The 17640-nt window shown below is 41.9% G+C and carries 22 protein-coding genes; 1 reads left to right on the plus strand and 21 read right to left on the minus strand.

The features are described 5' to 3' along the window. Positions 1-202 precede the first annotated feature (202 nt). Positions 203-1501, minus strand: coding sequence for a DUF5050 domain-containing protein (locus PQ511_RS11140; RefSeq protein WP_273851978.1), 1299 nt, complete (start codon positions 1499-1501; stop codon positions 203-205). Between the two features lie 12 nt (positions 1502-1513). Next, positions 1514-1864: a hypothetical protein gene (locus PQ511_RS11145; protein WP_273851979.1), complete on the minus strand. Its 351-nt coding sequence runs from the start codon at positions 1862-1864 to the stop codon at positions 1514-1516. A 157-nt stretch (positions 1865-2021) separates the two neighbouring features. Here PQ511_RS11145 and PQ511_RS11150 point away from each other — a divergent pair, with 157 nt between their 5' ends. Further along, positions 2022-3254: an MFS transporter gene (locus PQ511_RS11150; protein WP_273851980.1), complete on the plus strand. Its 1233-nt coding sequence runs from the start codon at positions 2022-2024 to the stop codon at positions 3252-3254. A 51-nt stretch (positions 3255-3305) separates the two neighbouring features. On the opposite strand, the gene PQ511_RS11155 is transcribed toward PQ511_RS11150, so the two are convergent. From PQ511_RS11155 to PQ511_RS11245, 19 genes are all read right to left on the minus strand, one after another. Beyond that, a complete protein-coding gene (locus tag PQ511_RS11155; protein ID WP_273851981.1) occupies positions 3306-4313 on the minus strand; it encodes a hypothetical protein in 1008 nt (335 codons plus the stop codon). Then, on the minus strand, positions 4314-5171 hold the full coding sequence (locus PQ511_RS11160) for an ABC transporter permease subunit (RefSeq protein ID WP_273851982.1): 858 nt from the start codon (positions 5169-5171) through the stop codon (positions 4314-4316). 209 nt (positions 5172-5380) lie between these two features. Next, the gene (locus PQ511_RS11165; protein WP_273851983.1) at positions 5381-7090 is read right to left on the minus strand and encodes an ABC transporter ATP-binding protein; all 1710 of its coding nucleotides are present in this window, start codon (positions 7088-7090) and stop codon (positions 5381-5383) included. Between the two features lie 178 nt (positions 7091-7268). Further along, complete coding sequence (locus PQ511_RS11170; protein WP_273851984.1) at positions 7269-8483, minus strand: multidrug effflux MFS transporter; 1215 nt, start codon at positions 8481-8483, stop codon at positions 7269-7271. Between the two features lie 165 nt (positions 8484-8648). Further along, complete coding sequence (locus PQ511_RS11175) at positions 8649-9476, minus strand: MerR family transcriptional regulator (RefSeq protein WP_273851985.1); 828 nt, start codon at positions 9474-9476, stop codon at positions 8649-8651. 125 nt (positions 9477-9601) lie between these two features. Beyond that, positions 9602-10813 carry a Bcr/CflA family efflux MFS transporter gene (locus PQ511_RS11180; RefSeq protein ID WP_273851986.1) on the minus strand — a complete coding sequence of 404 codons (1212 nt, stop codon included), beginning with the start codon at positions 10811-10813 and terminating at the stop codon, positions 9602-9604. Between the two features lie 336 nt (positions 10814-11149). Continuing rightward, positions 11150-12004 (minus strand): SDR family oxidoreductase, encoded by an 855-nt coding sequence (locus PQ511_RS11185; protein ID WP_273851987.1) that lies wholly within the window; start codon positions 12002-12004, stop codon positions 11150-11152. Between the two features lie 148 nt (positions 12005-12152). Continuing rightward, a complete protein-coding gene (locus PQ511_RS11190) occupies positions 12153-12437 on the minus strand; it encodes a hypothetical protein (RefSeq protein WP_273851989.1) in 285 nt (94 codons plus the stop codon). Between the two features lie 16 nt (positions 12438-12453). Continuing rightward, the gene (locus tag PQ511_RS11195; protein WP_273851990.1) at positions 12454-12621 is read right to left on the minus strand and encodes a hypothetical protein; all 168 of its coding nucleotides are present in this window, start codon (positions 12619-12621) and stop codon (positions 12454-12456) included. 24 nt (positions 12622-12645) lie between these two features. Beyond that, the gene (locus PQ511_RS11200; protein WP_273851991.1) at positions 12646-12873 is read right to left on the minus strand and encodes a hypothetical protein; all 228 of its coding nucleotides are present in this window, start codon (positions 12871-12873) and stop codon (positions 12646-12648) included. A 1-nt stretch (position 12874) separates the two neighbouring features. Further along, on the minus strand, positions 12875-13123 hold the full coding sequence (locus tag PQ511_RS11205; RefSeq protein WP_273851992.1) for a hypothetical protein: 249 nt from the start codon (positions 13121-13123) through the stop codon (positions 12875-12877). A 129-nt stretch (positions 13124-13252) separates the two neighbouring features. Continuing rightward, complete coding sequence (locus tag PQ511_RS11210; RefSeq protein ID WP_273851993.1) at positions 13253-13441, minus strand: DUF4083 family protein; 189 nt, start codon at positions 13439-13441, stop codon at positions 13253-13255. Between the two features lies 1 nt (position 13442). Further along, positions 13443-13616, minus strand: coding sequence for a hypothetical protein (locus PQ511_RS11215; RefSeq protein ID WP_273851994.1), 174 nt, complete (start codon positions 13614-13616; stop codon positions 13443-13445). Between the two features lie 131 nt (positions 13617-13747). Next, on the minus strand, positions 13748-14263 hold the full coding sequence (locus PQ511_RS11220; protein ID WP_273851995.1) for a DinB family protein: 516 nt from the start codon (positions 14261-14263) through the stop codon (positions 13748-13750). Between the two features lie 143 nt (positions 14264-14406). Beyond that, positions 14407-15147: a coenzyme F420-0:L-glutamate ligase gene (locus PQ511_RS11225; RefSeq protein ID WP_273851996.1), complete on the minus strand. Its 741-nt coding sequence runs from the start codon at positions 15145-15147 to the stop codon at positions 14407-14409. Positions 15148-15182: 35 nt separating this feature from the next. Then, complete coding sequence (gene fosB, locus PQ511_RS11230; RefSeq protein ID WP_273851997.1) at positions 15183-15605, minus strand: metallothiol transferase FosB; 423 nt, start codon at positions 15603-15605, stop codon at positions 15183-15185. Between the two features lie 12 nt (positions 15606-15617). After that, the gene (locus PQ511_RS11235) at positions 15618-16562 is read right to left on the minus strand and encodes an MBL fold metallo-hydrolase (RefSeq protein WP_273851998.1); all 945 of its coding nucleotides are present in this window, start codon (positions 16560-16562) and stop codon (positions 15618-15620) included. 23 nt (positions 16563-16585) lie between these two features. Further along, positions 16586-16993, minus strand: a complete 408-nt coding sequence (locus PQ511_RS11240; protein WP_273851999.1) for a GNAT family N-acetyltransferase — start codon at positions 16991-16993, stop codon at positions 16586-16588. After that, a complete protein-coding gene (locus PQ511_RS11245) occupies positions 16956-17546 on the minus strand; it encodes a cysteine hydrolase family protein (RefSeq protein ID WP_273852000.1) in 591 nt (196 codons plus the stop codon). Before PQ511_RS11245 ends, PQ511_RS11240 begins: the two co-directional genes overlap by 38 nt. Between the last annotated feature and the right edge of the window lie 94 nt (positions 17547-17640).

Consider the following 17640-nt stretch of genomic DNA (forward strand, 5'->3'; position numbering starts at 1 on the left):
ATCTAAAAAAAGAATCCCGGGATGGACGGGGTGCTTGCTCATGGACCTGAAGGGGAGATTGCTCGACTAAGAGAGAAGACGCGTCGTTAACCGCGCACGATTCTCACGTCATTGGCCTCTGGGTTGATGAATACGGTCGCATCGAAGTTGTCTGCACTTCCTAAAAATAGGCCGCTCCATATTTCCTGGAGACGGCCTATCCTTACGATGTCTTATCAAATTTCGCGATGATCAACCCTACGAGGAGAGCAATGACACTACTTGGTAACATGCCAATCGCAAGGATACTGATCGCAATACCAGCCCATGGATTTGTTAGCGCAGCCACCACAAAGCTACTAATAAATACAGCAACAGCTAGAAGTATACTGAATATGCCCGTTCGATATGGCTTACCTGACTTTTTATTAAAGTAGATGGTTAACAGACTAAGCAAGACGGTATATAAGACCGCAATCGCAATTGAACTAGTTAACACGTTCAGCGTTTTTCTAACCCACTGACTGTTTGTAGATTCCGGAAGATCCATGTTCACTTCATTAACTTTTAACGAATCAATATCCACGGTTTTTAACGCATATTCTTCTGGGTGGTTAGCCCAATTTGTATACTCAAGAAACGCGATTTTGTTAGACTGATGGAAGAATTCAGGTGAAACGACAGAAGATTCTAATGTCGTAAGCTGCTTCGTCTCTTCTTCATTCAAACCTCGATAGTAAAGTTCATATTTGAATAACGAACTACCCTCAGATTCCTCTGATACGTTTGTGAAAGCAAAGGCGCGATTTGCTTCGTCATAATCCCAATCGTAAACTGCGCTAATCTCAGAAGGTACCCATTCTGCTCTTGTTTCTTTTTCACTTTTTACATTATATTCATAGATTTTATCGTGCTCACCTTTAAATAACGTGTAATAAAGCGCTGATCCATCCTGCGAAATGGCAAGGTGGTTCATTGTAAAATGATCTTCATCGGTTAACTTCTTTTCATTCTCTCCATCCAATCTAATTGAATGAAGATCATATCCTTCCTTTGTTTCTCCTTCTGCTTTCCCTACAGCCTCTGCCGGCATTCCCACATAAAAAATCTCATTATCTGAAAAGACGGCTTCTGTCACATGAATGGCATCACCCGTTAGTTTCTTATGATTCTCGCCATTCAAATCCGCTATGTATAAAGATTGAATCCGATCTTCATTCTCAGATAGATAAAGCAATTTCTCCCCATCTGAAGATACGGCCGGCTTACGGTGGCGTTCATCATTCGGGTGTGTGATTTGTTCAACTGCATCTCCATTTGTGTTGGCTCGATAGATCGCTTCTATCCCATCTTGATAATAGGAAAAATAGACATGACGATCATCTTCAGTTAGTTCAATCGAGTCACCCAATCCGGTATAACCAAGATAAGCATCCCCATCATGGACAAGATTATATGTAATCGCAGCCACAATCAGAATCAAGCAGACGAGACTTGCATACAAATATGTTTTTCGGTTCATTCCTTCTCCCCCTTACGTTGGTAGTCCCCAGAAATAAATAACGGTTACCATAAAAACAACAGTGGTTATTCCTTTTACCTTGCTCCTTTTCCCAATCATCACTGCAGTAAAAACCGTGCCCGGAAGGAAAAAAAGAAGGCCACTCATTTTTACCTTGTTTAAAGTGAGGGCATCTCCGATTGAGATAAGGAAAAGACCTAAACCAAGGAATCCCAATGAAAAAAGTGTTTTTAGTGTTAGAAACGTTTCTCTCACTTCTTTTTGTTCCACCTTCGAAAGCTTGACGTAACCAATGATCATCGCAGCGACTGGAAAACCGAATGCGATGAAAGTTGGGATGAGTGCATCGATAACGGAAAACATACTAATCCTCCTCCCCACATACTCAATCCAATTATTTCAAATAGTGGAAATAAACTCAATAATGATTCCAATTATTTTCATGTAAAAAATCAGTTTTACCCCGCTAAAATAGGGAATCTACTTTTTATCATAAAAATTGGTGTAGGAGGAAAAGAAAGTGAGTCATGAAACATTGTCAGTCGGTTTAGTCACTCCACCAGGATATCCAAAAAAACTTAGTGAACAATTAAGTGGTGAGTTGCCCCAACTTCTTCGTTATTACGTAAGAGATGAATGTGAATGGAACGTCGATTCAAGCGTGGACCCGCTCACTGGTGTAACGGAAAAACCTGAAGAAGTATTGGAGGCAGGTTGCAGAAGAAAAGAAAATGAAAATTGGGACTATATCGTCTGTTTGACGGATTTACCCTTCTTTGATGGAAAGAAACCCATTTTAGCAGAAGCGTCTACTGACAAAAAAGTAGCGATTATTAGCCTTCCTGGTTTGGGCTCTACCCCAATGGTGAAACGAATTCGGCAATCGATTCTACAACTTGTTAATGAAATGTACTATGGAAGTCCGGAAAAAGGTCGCGAAGAGGCCCAACAGCGGGTACAAGCGAAAAGCGATCAACAGAACGAGGAATTGAAAGACAAAGGATCAAAACAACTTTTCAAAAAAGGAAGCGTTGAGCGTTTATCTCCGATTAAACGAGTGACGAAGGAAGATGACTCCTCCATTGATGTACAATATATTGTAAAGTCTCGTATCAGCGGTGCTTTGCGTATTTTAACCGGAATGGTAAGAGCCAACCGACCGTGGGCCATTTTCCCGGCTTTTAAAAAGGTGATTATATTTGCCTTTGCAACCGGCTCTTACGCGCTTGTTTTTCCCACGCTTTGGCAATTAAGTAACAGCTACGGACTATGGAGAATGTTCATGTTGATGATCGCGTCTTCCTTTTTAATGGTCGGTTGGATCGTCATGGCCCATAATTTATGGGAAAAACCAAGACAGGATCGCGCAAAATACCTTCGAAAGCTCTATAACGTCGCTACGGTTTTAACGCTGCTTGTCACCATTGGGATCTATTACGTCATTCTATTCTTTATGTTTGGCTTAGCCGTTCTAGCCTTTATTCCAATGGGATTATTAGAATCGCAATTATCCGGACCAGTTGGTTATGATAACTATTTCTACATCACATGGACAGTGACGAGTATCTCAATCATTATTGGCGCCCTTGGTTCTGCACTTGAAAATGAAGAAGTGGTTCTTTCGTCTACGTATGGCTACCGACAGCAGCAACGTTACAAAACCGCTAATGAATCAAATGAAAGAGAAAAGGATTCACAGCAAACTCCGTTTCCGACCGAAATGAAAGCAAACAAGGCAAATGCAGAAAGGTGATAAACCAACTGGTTTGCCTTTTTTTGCGTATCAGCTCGATCACCGGTACGCTCATAGAGAATCAAACGCTTCTTTTTTATTCGTAACTTCCCCGATCCGCTTCTCCTTTTCTTCTACTCGATTCCTTCCGATCTGCTTCTTTTCAAACACGGATTCCATTCCTTCAACCATTAGTTTCAATGCCAATATCGCAAACGTAAAACAAAGAATGGGAACAAGCGGAATCCAATAATAGCTTGTATAAAGGAAACGAAAATTTGTACCAATCAGCCCCGACCATTCACTCGATAAGGAGACATATGCCGCTTTATCAAACATGTCTGTTTTTAGTTGAGCTCCACCAAATAAAAGATTTAAGATGCCTAAATGTGCAAGGAGAAGTAGCACCTGGATGACTTCCCGAACAAATAGTAAAAAAAGCTGTGGACGAAGATAGGGCATGAGGTGAACCTTTAAGAGATGCCATCTGCTCCCTCCTAATACTTTTACACTATCGATAAATTCTTTTCTTTGGAGTATGGCCACTTCTTTCGAAACGTTGATTAGGATAATCGGAATTCCAATCACAATTAGGACAATCATTTCAAAGATCACGCGTTCCGTAAACGTAGTCGAAAAGCCATCCCCATAGCCATCCTCTCTTAAAATAAAAAAGAGACTGAGATACGCTAAGATTGAAGCTGGAAAATAGTAAAATCCTTCAAACCACTGTTTCCCTTTTTGTAGGAAAGTAGGAAGGTAAAGTTGTAAAAGAATACCCGCTACACTGGAAATAACAAATCGAATAAGTGCAATCCCAAACGCAAGGCCAAGTGTGTATTTCGCGCCAATTAATAGAATAAAAAACAAATCTCGTGAAACGTGATCGGTACCGAACGGAGGAAGTTCCCAGGGCGCATAAGGAGGCTTCCCAGTAATTGTTCCATTCTCATCCGTCGTAATGCTCGCAACTGGGATATGGTTATCGAATACGATGCTATACACCAGGCTGGAAATAATAATGAGGACGATAAAGCTACCGCCTATCAGAAACCGCTTATTCTTTACCATGGCTTTCACTTAACTCGGCACCTCCTCTCCCGTTAGATGAGTAATCCATCGCTTCGCTAAGGCTTCTAGCAAGTACAGAGGTAGAAAAATCATGAGTATACCAAAGGTCACAATTTGCCCCGTCATATGGTTAATCATAAACCACGTCATGCCATACAAATTATAAATGACTTCAAGCATCACAAGATTGGTTAATAATAGAAGAATAACAGCTTTCGAGTGATTCACTACGCTTAAGAGGCAGTTCCTTGTCACATGTTTCCATAAAATTCTCCCCCGCGTTAAACCTTTGCCCAACGCAAGTTCAATGTAAGGTTTCATTAATTCATCTTCAAACATCAGTAGCATCATGCGATAAAGAAAGAAACACGGTAAAATCGCAAAAGTGAGAAGCGGTAAAACAATCGGTCGCTTAAAGGCCCCAACCACTTCAAACAAGAGAATCCCAGTCTCTCGATAAAAAGCGATAAAGCTTAGCTGGACAATCACGATAATTAAAATGTCTGGAATCGCTTCTAAAATCCCAACTGCCTTCTTTATTCCAACTCGAATGGAAGGTGGAACTAAAAAGGTCAAATACGTAAGCAGCAGTGCTGAAATAAGCGATAAACTAAAACCACCAAGCAAAATAAACAGCGAATAGCCATAGTATTCAAAGATAAGGGGAAAAATCGACCGTTCCACCCCGCTGCCAGCCGGAGATTCATATGTTAATTGAGTTAAGGTGATGAAGCTTTTTACATTTTCGACGACTTGAGTAAGAAAAAAAGTGAAGCTAACATTCATTCCATTTTGAAACAGGCTTGCAAGGCTACCAATCAGAATGATACTAAGTGCGATCGTAACCAAATGAAGAATTTTTTTCATGGATACCCTCCCATTCCCTTTGCTATTTATGACGGTAAGCCTAGGAAATGGTTGCAATGAACTTTCATTTAGGAGACAAAAAAGCCTGAGCCTAATAGAGCTCAAGATGCTTCATTTGTATCTATTTTAGAAGATCTTGGGGGCCGCCACATACGATAGATCAGAAAATAAAAAACGATCCCTACATATAATAGGAATCGTTTCATCTATCACCCAAATTGGGCTTTATGCAGACGGCTGTAAATGCCGCTTGATTCAATAAGCTCCTGATGGTTTCCTTGCTCGGCAATCCCGTCCTTCGTCACAACCATAATCCGATCAGCATTTTTAATCGTAGCAAGACGGTGAGCAATCACAAGCGTCGTACGCCCTTCTGTTAACGCTTCAAGTGATTTTTGAATGGCAACTTCCGTTTCAGTGTCGAGTGCGGAAGTGGCTTCATCTAAAATAAGAATCGGTGGATTTTTCAAGAACATGCGCGCGATGGCAAGTCTCTGTTTCTGCCCACCAGAAAGCTTCACACCTCTTTCACCAATCACTGTATCCAACCCGTCTGGCTGACGATAAATAAACTCATCTAGCTTTGCTTTCCGAGCGGCCTCAAGGATTTCTTCATCTCCAGCTGAAAGGTTTCCATAAGCGATGTTCTCGCGGAACGTTCCTGAGAATAGAAAAACGTCTTGCTGCACGATTCCAATCTGACTTCGGAGAGAAGATAGCTTCAGTTCTCTCACATCAATACCATTTATCGTTATTGCACCGCCCTGTATTTCATAAAAGCGAGGCAATAAACTACATAATGTTGTTTTGCCCGCTCCGGATGGTCCTACAAATGCCACCGTTTCACCAGGCTGTATGGATAAGTTGATTTGATTTAACACAGGCGCGTAGCCCTCATACCCAAACGAAACATTTTGATAGCGAATCTCTCCACTCAGCGCCATTTCAATCGCATCTTCTGAATCTTGAATATCTGGATTGGTATCGATAATCTCCGTATACCGCTTAAATCCAGCAATCCCTTTCGGATAGCTCTCAATGACAGCATTAATTTTCTGAATCGGCCCGATGAGAATGTTCGATAATAAGATGAATGCAACGAACTCTCCGTACGTGAGCTCTCCTGAAATCACGAAATAGGTACCGAACAGCAGCGTAAACAGCGTAACGACTCTCATTAAGAGATAGTTCGACATCACGTTCTGCGCCATGATTTTATACGATTGAAGCTTTGTTGAGCGATAGCTCTCATTGTTAGCACGAAACTTTTCTTGTTCATGATGTTCGTTCGCAAACGCCTGAACGACGCGAATCCCCCCGATGCTATCTTCTACGCGCGAATTAATTTCTGCGACATCCTGAAACATACGCCTAAACGTTTTTGTCATCTTTTTATTAAAGTAGATTGCGAGAATAATCAGCAGCGGTATAACTATGAAAGAAAGTACAGCAAGCTTCCAGTTGATCATCAGCATTAATCCAAATGAACCAAGAAGCGTCATCACTGCCACGAACACATCCTCTGGGCCGTGATGCGCTACCTCACCAATTTCCTCCAGATCTTTTGTAAGCCTTGAGATGCTGTGACCCGTTTTACTATTATCATAGTATCCAAATGATAGCTTTTGCATATGGGTAAACAGCTTCTGGCGCATATCGGTTTCAATGTTAATCCCGAGCTTATGCCCCCAGTAAGTAACGATAAAATGCAGGCCGGTATTGATTAAGTAAATCAGGAGCAATCCTGCACAAGCGAGTAGAATGATGCCCCAATTTCCCTCGGGCAGTAACCGATCGATGACCTGATTCACCGCAAGTGGAAAAGCAAGCTCCAACACGCCAACAATGATGGCGGATACGAAATCAAGAATGAATAACCATTTATATGGCCGGTAATAAGAAAAGAAGCGTTTGAGCAAATAAATTCCCCCTCTAACAAGATCAGTTTAATGACACTTTCACAATTGAGATCCATTATCAATTATAGAGTTTTCCCTGACTGAATACAATCTTTCTTCTCCTAAAAATGCCCCATTGAAAAAGAAGTGATTTCCTCCCTTAAAGGAAATCACTTCTTTTACCATCACAACCCGTTAGCTAGCGAATGTGCTTTTTTCGCACTAGAACAAAATAAGAACCAACCGCAATGAGCTCACACGCAGCGATCACAAGCGCCATCGGCAATGCCCCTTCTCCAAGCCCTACTAGCGGAGCTACCGCTGCACCGAGTAGAAAGGGTAGTAATCCTAATAGGGCAGATGCGCTACCCGCATTTCTCGACTGATTCTCCATCGCAAGCGAAAAGACGGTCGTATTGACGATTCCAACGCTAGAAACAATGAAAAATAACATGATGCAGACAAATACAACCGGGGCATTCATTGCAAAAAGAAGAATCAAGAACAGACTGCTCACAAGTGCGAGTAATAGTCCACATACGAGCGAGGTAGCATCCTTCACTTTACCTGATAATCTTCCTGTTACTTGAGTAGCTATGATAATCCCCAATCCATTCAGTGCAAACACAAGACTAAACGCTTGGGGAGAAAGTCCGTAAATCTCCTGAAGGACGAAGGTTGAGCCAGAAATATAGGCAAACATCGCGCTCATCACAAATCCCTGTGCGAGCATATAACCAACAAAAACACGGTCTTTTACTAACATCCCAAACGTTGTGATCACTTCTTTGAGTCCACCACTTTTACGTTGGTTCGTTGGAAGGGTTTCTTTTAAACCAAAAATGACAGCGAATACCATCACTGCTCCGATAACCGCTAATACGCCGAACACACCTCTCCAGGACATCAATTGAAGAAGTTGCCCTCCTGCGACAGGTGCAAGAATGGGTGCAAGACCGTTCACTAACATCAGCATGGAGAAAAATTTCGTTAGCTCTGATCCTGAGAACATATCTCTTACACTAGCACGAGAAATGACCATTCCTGCAGCACCGGCCAACCCCTGGATAAAACGTAAACCAATTAAGGTCCAAATTGAGGTGGTAAAGATACAGAGAAGAGAAGCAACAGTATAAAGCAATAGTGACATAACAAGCGGTTTTCTTCTTCCATGTATATCGCTGTATGGGCCTACTACAATTTGGCCGAACGCTAACCCAATTAAACAAGCCGTTAAACTTAGCTGTGCTAGGGAGGCGCTCGTGTGTAGCTCCCCCGAAAGAGCGGGTAAAGCTGGTAAATACATATCAATCGTTAATGGACCAAAAGCACTTAACGCACCTAAAATCACGATCATCAGATACAAATAGCGATTCGTAGTGGTTTCATTTATTGTGACATTCGCTTGATTCATAGCTTAAGAGGCTCCTTTCGTCTTTTCAACGAAAACAAGCATAAACCCTCCAGTAACTGTAGAGTCAAGAATAAGTGCTAAATTAAAAAATCAGTTCAGTTTAAACATGCCACCACGTAGAAGATGGTCAAACTGAACTGCTATCCTCTTCATCATTTAATCCCTCTACACCCCTCTTTTTCTCAAGGGGATTTGAATTTCTGTTAGCCGCTCGTTTTCTTGATGGGAGATAAAAGAATCAACGATTTGACGAAGGAGAAATGGCCCCGATGGTTCATAACCCACCTCGTCCATGTAGGATAAAATCCGATTATAATCGGATTGGTTACGCCCCTCATCTCTTGTGTGAATCGTGACATATGCGCCTTTTGGAAACGTAACAAGACGATCATGAGTGATGTCTGTGTTTTCCTCCAGGAAAATATAGACACCCTCAAATTCATTTAAATCTCCCTCCTTCACTCGCTCAACCGATACTGTTAATCCGACTTTCCCTACCATGACAGGGGTAAGGTGATTGATCTTCTTCTTTAACTTTCGAAGGACGTCTTCGATATCATTTAAAGACTGAAACTGTCCTTTCACTTCAATCACTTTTCGTTCTGGGAGAAATGAAAGTGTTGGTTTATGGACAATATGAATTTGCTTCGCCTCTTTAAGCTCTTTAATTTTCGCCTGCAATTTCTCATTCATCTTTCTCAATTCATTCATTTTCATTGTATTTATTTTTTCATATTCCATTAATGTCTGAATAAAGTCATCGACTGTGCTATGCTCGACTTTCTTCTTAATTTCTTTCAATGGCACACCCATTGTTCTTAAATACCAAATTGTATCCAATACTTGAAACTGCTCGGAACAATAATAGCGATAACCTGTTTGTTTATCTACTTCAAATGGTTGGAAAAGTCCGATTTCATCATAGTACCTTAATGTTTTCACGGGAATGTGATACAACTTCGCCATTTGTCCAATCGTAAACTTGTTCTGCATTTCATGACCTCATTTATGGATAAGTCTTATAGTTGTCTTATGTTAGTTGATTTTATCCTATCTAATTCTCTATGTGAAAAGCAACTGACATCAGTTTCCGATCAAGTCAAAAAAAGCGACCCCCACTAGGAAGTCGCTTGACTACGATGTTTTTTCGTAAGTGTAAAGAATGTAACCGCACCAATCGAAGACGTTGTAAAGAGAATCGCCCCCATTGGAACCGCGGTTGATTCATCAATTCCAACTAGCGGGGAAACCATTGAACCGAATAGCAGTGGCAGCATGCCAAGAACGGCACTCGCACTCCCTGCTCTGTGTCCTTGCTTTTCCATCGCAAGCGTAAACGTACTTGTAAGCACCATCCCCATTGCGGTCATGTAAATGAAGATTGGAATAACGAGCGTCGCAAGCGGCCCTTCAATAATCGTCATAACAAGTAAGAACGACGTTGCCGAGACCGCCGTAATGACTGCGGTTCGAAGCAAACTTCTTTCATGAAAATAGGCACTTAACTTACCGATCATAAAGCTTCCTGAAATAATCGCAAGCCCGTTGATCCCAAATAAAAGACTAAACAACTGCGGCGAAACGTTGTAAATTCCCTGGTAAACGAACGGCGTTCCGGAAACATAGGCGAAGCTACCGCCGTGTACAAACCCAATCGTTAACGCATAGCCGATAAAGGAGCGGTCTTTCAGTAGGCTTCCCATCGTGCGAACCGATTGCTTTACCGTGCTTGGCAACCTTTTTTCAGGCGGTAACGTTTCTGGTAGTCGGAGGCCAATGACCGTTACGATAATAAGTCCCAGAATCCCAAGGAAATAAAAGATCGTATTCCACGTCGCAAATGGTAGTAGTAAAATCGCGCCACCTGCGATTGGCGCGATCATTGGTGCTGTCGCATTGATCACCATCAACAGCGCGAAGAACTTCGTTAGCTCTCTTCCACTGAACACATCACGAACAACCGCACGTGAGAGCACCACACCTGCTGATGCTGTAAAGCCCTGAAGGAAACGGGCAATCACAAGTGTTAGAATGTTCGGTGCGACTGCACATAGAATGGAGGCAACCGCAAATAAGAAAATAAAAATCAATAATGGCTTACGTCTTCCCTGTGCATCACTATAAGGACCTATCACAATCTGTCCAACCGCAAGTCCGATGAGACAGGTTGTTAAACTAAGCTGCACAAGTGAGGCACTCGCATGTAAATCACTCGCAATTCCTGGAAAACTCGGAAGGTACATATCAATGTTTAATGGCCCCATAATTCCGAGCATTCCTAGTAGTAAAGCGAGTCCAATCCGTTCTTTTCCTGTTGGGTTATGAAGCATAAATGGTGACACCTTTCTCTTCTCTAGTTACACGTTCATTTGATTCTAGCAAACCATCATTTCCAATACAATCGATATGATTTCTTTTAGAAAATTAAAAACGATTCCTGCGGAGGCAGAAATCGTTTGACTGATCGTGCAAACTGAATTCTGCTCCCTCATGAACCCTGATCCATGAAGGAGCATTTTTTGGGGTAAAAGCGCGGAATGGCCAATAAAATGTGATTTTAGCCAATATATCTCGAATTTGGCCAATAAAATCTTAATTTGGCCAATATATCTCAGTTTTGGCCAATAAACGGCCACTCCGACGGTCAACCCGATCACGTCATGTGATCAGGAGGACATAAAGTCTCCGCCATTCACGTGAATGCACTGGCCAGTCATGTAAGAACCGTCATCAGAGGCTAATAAGACGTATGGTCCAAACAGTTCAGACGGTTGACCTGGGCGCCCCATGGGATTGTCCGTACCAAATTCCGCCACAGCATCTTCATCAAACGTAGATGGAATGAGCGGTGTCCAGATTGGTCCCGGTGCCACCATGTTCACGCGAATGCCTTTATCCACAAGGTTCGCCGCCATACTGCGCGTAAACGCTACAATAGCACCTTTTGTTGACGTATAGTCAATTAACACTTTATTTCCTGTGTAGGGATTAATCGATGTTGTATTAATAATCGAGCTTCCCTTTTCCAGATGAGGCACCGCGTACTTCGTCATATTGAAGACGGAATACACATTTGTTTTAAACGTTTGATCCCACTGCTCATAAGAAATGTCTTCAATACTTTCTGTTGGAAATTGAATCGCTGCGTTATTCACGAGGATGTCGAGCTTTCCAAAGTGATCAAGCGTTTTGTCAATTAAATCCTTACATTCCTTCTCCTCTGATACATCTCCTGGAATCAAGAGACATTTGACGCCTTCTTTCTCAACAAATTTCTTTGTTTCGTCCGCGTCACTTTGTTCTTTCTCAAGATAGTTGATCGCAACATTTGCGCCTTCTTTCGCATAGGCGATGGCCACTGCGCGACCAATGCCGCTGTCCCCACCAGTGATGAGCGCCACTTTGTTCTCAAGTTTGTGACTGCCTATGTATTCATGCGGTTGATTCGGCCTTGGCGTCATTTGCGATTCAATACCGGGTTGCTCTGCCTGCGTTTGTTTTGGTTGTCCGTTTTTGCTCACGATGTATCTCTCCTTTTTTCTTCCATAATGGTTAGCTTAATAATGCTGTTTTATTGAGATACCACGGAAGAAATAAGTGTAAACATTTGTAAGCGAAACCATACAGAAAAGGGTAAGAATGGATTAGTCTCCATCTTTTGCACCATGCTTAGAAACCGATGAAATAAGTCGTCCATACTGCCAGAACAGCTAGACCGCTCATTATCGCCAGGCCAAAATCCAACATCGCATGATTTGGGTAGCCATCGTTCAGATTCCTCATCCCGCTATGGACCATTCGTATGAACCAAAACATAAGTAAGAATCCATAACCAACATAATCATTAAAAGGATCCCGATCAAACCAAAATTGAATAGCTCCAATAAAGAGCGCTGCATAAATCAGCCCTCTTACAATCTTTCCACTCTTCTTTGACCATCTATTCCCTTTCATCCTCAGCTCCTTAAGCTCATTTTTTAATGATAAGCTGACCAACCACTCTGGCCAGTAATCCCGCAGCTAAAGCAAACACTATACTTATGACAGTGTGATTAGTCACGGCTTGTCCAACATTAAAACCAACCGCTATCGCAATACCGATTCCGACACCTAGGGCCAATCTCTGCTTTTGACTCATTTCACCACCTCCAACACTGAAATCCTACTCCTCCGCATCTCCATTACCAATCTCTTCTTCTACTTCCCCATCATACCGCCGACTCGGATGGTCAAGAATCGCTCGATACTTCCATAGTCGAATTTGTCTCAGTAAAAGGGCAACAAAAAGACCAGCCATTGCGATAAAAAGCCCCGCTTTATAGCTGGTTATCATAGAAATAACTAAGAGTAGACTCGAAGGGACCGCTATAATGATTTGTGTTTTTTTCATTTCATCCCTCCCCATAGATCTTTTTCCACTGAATTCCTAGTTGAATTAGTGCGATACAGGAAACCATCCAGAAAAGAGGATCTTTCAATGAAATCCCCACTGTCGATTCCCCACCTGTCCATTCCAGGCAAGCGATAAGGAGAAAAACATAGATTAGGAAAAAGAGGTGCCACTGAAATGAACTTTTTTCACTCTCATTATTCGTCGTTTTAACAAGGGCAAGCACGAGAACAGTTCCAATTAGTAACAAGAAAAGAATCCTTTGTGGGAAAAGGCCATTTAAACCATCCGTTGGAAAATAATCATTGATTAGTAACAACGTTAAAATCAGTAGAAAGACCCCTTCTAAACTTTTATGTAAGATACGTCATTCCTCCCATCAATCAGGCTGGGACTTGTTCCTTTCTAAGAGTTGGTCGACCTTTTGTTCAACACGATCCAATTTCGAGTTTCTCTTTTTCAAACGAATGATTAAAAACACCACTCCTGCGATCACCCCAAGTAGTAAGACAAATGAAACAAGTTGAAAGATAAGATCCCCTAAATGCACACTCGCCCCTATGATCATCTTATTTCTCCTTAACCGTATTTTTATTTTGTGTCGCTACACGGAAACATGCGATTAAACTCATAATTCCTACAAAACGCATAACCAAATTGCCTGCTTCTCCAAAGCTTTCAATGGAGATACCAAGTAAAACACTTCCAACCAAACATAGAAAAACAATTGTTATCCATTTCATGGCACCTCTCCTCCACACCTTAATTTTACCATTTATTTCATTACGCGTCAGATCATTTTCCAATAATAAGGAAATGTTACATTTAAAAAGACGACTTTTTGGGAAGTCGCCTTGTGTGTATCTAATAATAACTAACCCTTCTCAGGATAGTCTAAATAACAATTAATATCAGAGGGAGTTAACAGGTCCGTGTCGACCGGCTCATAACCAAGTGCTCTTGCAAGCGTCACAATTTGGCCTTTATGATGAAATTCATGTGTAATGGTATGTGTCAGTAACCAGAGCGGTGAAAGTTCTTCTTCCTCTTCCTGCCAGGATACTTTGCGACTGATTTTCTCATCAAAGCGCTCATCATATCCGTCTAGAAAACGAAAAACAAGCTGATCGACTCGTTCAAAGAGCGTTCTCATTTCATTTACGTCTGTCACATCTGATGCTTTCACTTTGGGTTCGCCAGTTTCAAGAGCAAAGCGACCGATCCAGCTTTGGTAGCATTCGGCGACATGGACATGAAGGTTACGAATGGAGCCCCAGCCGTACCCATCTACTTCTTTCAAATAATCCTCTTGTTCCATTTTTTCGCAAAAATGAAAGAGAACCTTACGCGTTTGTTTAACTAACTCATATTGCTCTTTTAATACGTTCATAGTATTGCCTCCTGTGTTATCCTGGAGTAACTTAACATCGTTACTCCAACGACCCTGTTCCATGTACTGTATATTCCTTTTTAGTGAGTTACTAAACCAGGAAATCCGCCAAGTTTCAACACATTGCCTACTCTATTTAAGATTTAGTTCGGCGCCCTACTAAGCGAATCTTGAATCGTGCTTTCAGCATTAAATGTATAGGATACACCGCTAATTTTGACAACCGGCCTGTTTGTTCCCCGCTGTCCCATAATGAGAGCTGCTGCACCGGCTAGAAGGTCACAAAACGTTTCCACAGATTGCTTCACCTCACCTGTCAGTGAATCAATTGTTTCACTGCTCCTTAAAGCCGGAACGCCATACAAACCAATCGCAATCTGAGTGGCTCCCTTCTTTTCAATTCGACCATCACTATCGGTTATCACGACACCTACCGTTACGTTACACATTCGTTGGATCGTTTCCCCAATTTCCCGGGCACTCTTATCAGCATCCTCAGGCAAAAGCATAATGGTTTCGGCATCAATTTTATCGATTCCTCCACTCGTTAACCGCATTCCATTTGGTAACCAGGCTCCGATATAATCATGAAAAACTTCAAGTTGATGACCTGATGGATCTTCTGTCACATCAATCATTTTTTGAATCACTCTTGCATCTTTTCTCGGGACTTTTGTATGGATACGCTTAGCCACTTCTCCAGCCGTAACATTGCTGAGCAACACCTCTCGTCCTTCTGCGGTTGAAATGACTTTTGAAGCGACGCACAAAATGTCACCATCCTCTAATGAAACTTCCGTACGTGTCACAGCATTGGCAATGATTTCGCCAATATGATCTCCTTTTTTTATCCACGGGAGAGTTGGAATTGCATCCATTTTCATACCTGAACACACCTACACCTTCTAAACTACAAAATTTATGATTCATAAAAAGTCATATGGTGTTTTTCTTCACGATAATAGTTCAACCGATCTTCTAATGTTCCCGTGTGAAATTCAAACTTGTGACCATCCGGATCTGTAAAATAAATCGATTGCTTGTCACGTTTATCACGCTCTCGACCTTCGAGAATGTTTACGTGAAGATCTTCTAGTTTCTGTGTCACTTTCTCCATGTCTTCTTTCCTAATCGTAAAAGCAGTATGCGTATAAGACTGTTCAATCTCTTTTCTCGGAATGTCCTTCTCCTCATTAAGCGCAAGCCATAACCCATTTAAATCGAAGTAGGCGGTTCGTCTTCCTTTTACAAGTAATTTTGCATCAAACACCTTTTGATAAAAGGCATTCGATCGCTCAAGGTCGGATACCGAAAATAAAAAATGATTGATTCCTTTAATCATGAAAACACCTTTCTAATCGTGATAGTGGTGATAGAGCATTGATAAATTCCCTTCGACTCCCTTTATGCCTTTCCAATGTTCGTAGGAAGGAGGCAATTGGAACTGAGCTTTAAAGTCGTCTAATGCCATCTCGTTCTTTAGTGCTTTTTTCGTTTCGCCAATCAAATAAGATATGTAGTTCTTCTGTGTTTCGAACAGAGAGGTTCCACTAATCTTTCCGTGACCTGGAAGGATTGTCTCCACTTCTAATTTTATTACGTCGTTTAAAATAGATACGAAACTCTCGGGATGATAAATAGGAACGTGAAGTTCTTCGGTCACAAGATCTCCCATAAAAGCGATCCTGTCATCCGGCAAGTATAAAAAAGCGTCACTTGGAGTATGGGCACCGCCCAAACAAATGAACTCAACCTTCCGTGCAGGCCCGTGTAGCGTCAGTTTCTTTTCAAAGGTAAGAGTCGGTAAAACAATAGTAAGCTCAGGTAACGCAGCCAATACTTTCGCCATTTCATCATATTGATTGGATAAGCTGATGTGTTGCGCGGGGGTTTTGGCCACTTCCATTTGTTTCTTTAACGCTTCTAAATACTGCTTTGTCTCTTCCTGCTCCGCTTCAAGGTTACCAATCACATGATGAGTTTTGCTTAATTCGCGTGTAGTGGACGTGGAAATAATCTCCGCATCCTCAAAAGCCTGGTTACCAAAAACATGATCGCCATGATAGTGGCTGTTCAACAGGTAGCGCGTTTCTTTTCCTGTGACTTGCTCTGCTAATTTCCTTAATTCACGTGCTGCTGCAGGCGTTGAGAAAGCATCAAAGATAAGCAGCTCTTCTCCAAGGTCTACAACCCCTGCATTGCTCCAGGCTCCCTGTCCCTCTTTTGCAACAGCTGCATAAACGCCTTCTTTCAATCTATGAAACGTAAAATAAGGCGTTTCAATCGGAATAGCACTCACTCGCTTCACCTCTTCAAGTCTTTCTACAAATAATAGGGTTCAAATTCTCGTCCTACTCCTTCAAGGCGACCATATACCTTATATCCCTGCTTTTCATAGAAAGAGAGCGCCTGAAAACTTAATGTATCCACCTTTATAAAATCACACTCTTTTTGACGAGCGATTCTTTCAGCCTCTTCCAAGAGCTTATGACCATAGCCATTATGTCGAAGTTCCTCATCCACCATAAGCGTATGAATTTCAAGCCAGTTCCAACAAATTTCAGCAAGCAGCCCACCGCGAATGACGTTTTGTTCATCCTGCAAATACAAATTCAATTCTTCGTATCGATTATGCAAATCCTCTGGGAAGTGACGGAGGTTATAGTGGTAGAGCATATTCTCAATCTCTTGCTTACCCGTTGAACCTTGGCGTGTGATCAGCATTTCCATAACTCCTTAGCCGCAACAGCTCTTCCGTCGTTACGACTGTCGCAAATTCTTTATGTAAGGTTGCTAATGTGAGCGCATGTACCTGTTCAGGATCATAGTAGTGACCCGTTTGATCGGTTAAGCCATACGCTGCGGTTGCGTCTGAGATTAAGTACGTTTGAAACCCTAAATTACCACTCATTCTCGTTGTGGTCGACACGCAGTGTGCCGTCGTGAGCCCTGTGATCACCACTTCAGTTAAGGCATGTTCATGAAGATAGGTTTCTAGATTCGTCCCGATAAAAGCACTGTTTACTTTTTTCGTGAAAATGGTTTCTCCTGGCTCAGGCTTCACAATGTCCTTGATTTCGTATCCTTGTTGGCCGTGGTAGAAAACAGATGATGGGTCATCTGAACGATGTTGAATAAAAATAACGTGATCTCCGTTCGCTCTCCAGGTGTCTAACAGCTTTCGTATCTTTTCTTCTGCTTGAGGGTTGTTTCGCTCACCCCATTTTGGATCCTCGAATGCTTTCTGAACATCTACAATGATAAGGGCCTGTTTTGCTTTCATTGGTTACCTCCTTGTGGAGTTGTAAGTATCCTTTATACTGTTTCGATAAAGAGGGGGAGGCACCTTCTTTTGATCAGTTGCGAATAGATGTGAA

The organism is Guptibacillus spartinae, from assembly GCF_028610625.1.
Taxonomy (GTDB): Bacteria; Bacillota; Bacilli; order Bacillales; family Guptibacillaceae; genus Guptibacillus; species Guptibacillus spartinae.

What these genes read in the sequence shown, in the direction of transcription:
- PQ511_RS11140 (WP_273851978.1), bottom strand. Translation starts at nt 1,501, where the DNA reads ATGAACCGAAAAACATATTTGTATGCAAGTCTCGTCTGCTTGATTCTG.
- PQ511_RS11145 (WP_273851979.1), bottom strand. Translation starts at nt 1,864, where the DNA reads ATGTTTTCCGTTATCGATGCACTCATCCCAACTTTCATCGCATTCGGT.
- PQ511_RS11160 (WP_273851982.1), bottom strand. Translation starts at nt 5,171, where the DNA reads ATGAAAAAAATTCTTCATTTGGTTACGATCGCACTTAGTATCATTCTG.
- PQ511_RS11170 (WP_273851984.1), bottom strand. Translation starts at nt 8,483, where the DNA reads ATGAATCAAGCGAATGTCACAATAAATGAAACCACTACGAATCGCTAT.
- PQ511_RS11175 (WP_273851985.1), bottom strand. Translation starts at nt 9,476, where the DNA reads ATGCAGAACAAGTTTACGATTGGACAAATGGCGAAGTTGTATCACATT.
- PQ511_RS11180 (WP_273851986.1), bottom strand. Translation starts at nt 10,813, where the DNA reads ATGCTTCATAACCCAACAGGAAAAGAACGGATTGGACTCGCTTTACTA.
- PQ511_RS11190 (WP_273851989.1), bottom strand. Translation starts at nt 12,437, where the DNA reads ATGAAAGGGAATAGATGGTCAAAGAAGAGTGGAAAGATTGTAAGAGGG.
- PQ511_RS11195 (WP_273851990.1), bottom strand. Translation starts at nt 12,621, where the DNA reads ATGAGTCAAAAGCAGAGATTGGCCCTAGGTGTCGGAATCGGTATTGCG.
- PQ511_RS11200 (WP_273851991.1), bottom strand. Translation starts at nt 12,873, where the DNA reads ATGAAAAAAACACAAATCATTATAGCGGTCCCTTCGAGTCTACTCTTA.
- PQ511_RS11210 (WP_273851993.1), bottom strand. Translation starts at nt 13,441, where the DNA reads ATGATCATAGGGGCGAGTGTGCATTTAGGGGATCTTATCTTTCAACTT.
- PQ511_RS11215 (WP_273851994.1), bottom strand. Translation starts at nt 13,616, where the DNA reads ATGAAATGGATAACAATTGTTTTTCTATGTTTGGTTGGAAGTGTTTTA.
- PQ511_RS11220 (WP_273851995.1), bottom strand. Translation starts at nt 14,263, where the DNA reads ATGAACGTATTAAAAGAGCAATATGAGTTAGTTAAACAAACGCGTAAG.
- PQ511_RS11225 (WP_273851996.1), bottom strand. Translation starts at nt 15,147, where the DNA reads ATGAAAATGGATGCAATTCCAACTCTCCCGTGGATAAAAAAAGGAGAT.
- fosB (WP_273851997.1), bottom strand. Translation starts at nt 15,605, where the DNA reads ATGATTAAAGGAATCAATCATTTTTTATTTTCGGTATCCGACCTTGAG.
- PQ511_RS11240 (WP_273851999.1), bottom strand. Translation starts at nt 16,993, where the DNA reads ATGGAAATGCTGATCACACGCCAAGGTTCAACGGGTAAGCAAGAGATT.
- PQ511_RS11245 (WP_273852000.1), bottom strand. Translation starts at nt 17,546, where the DNA reads ATGAAAGCAAAACAGGCCCTTATCATTGTAGATGTTCAGAAAGCATTC.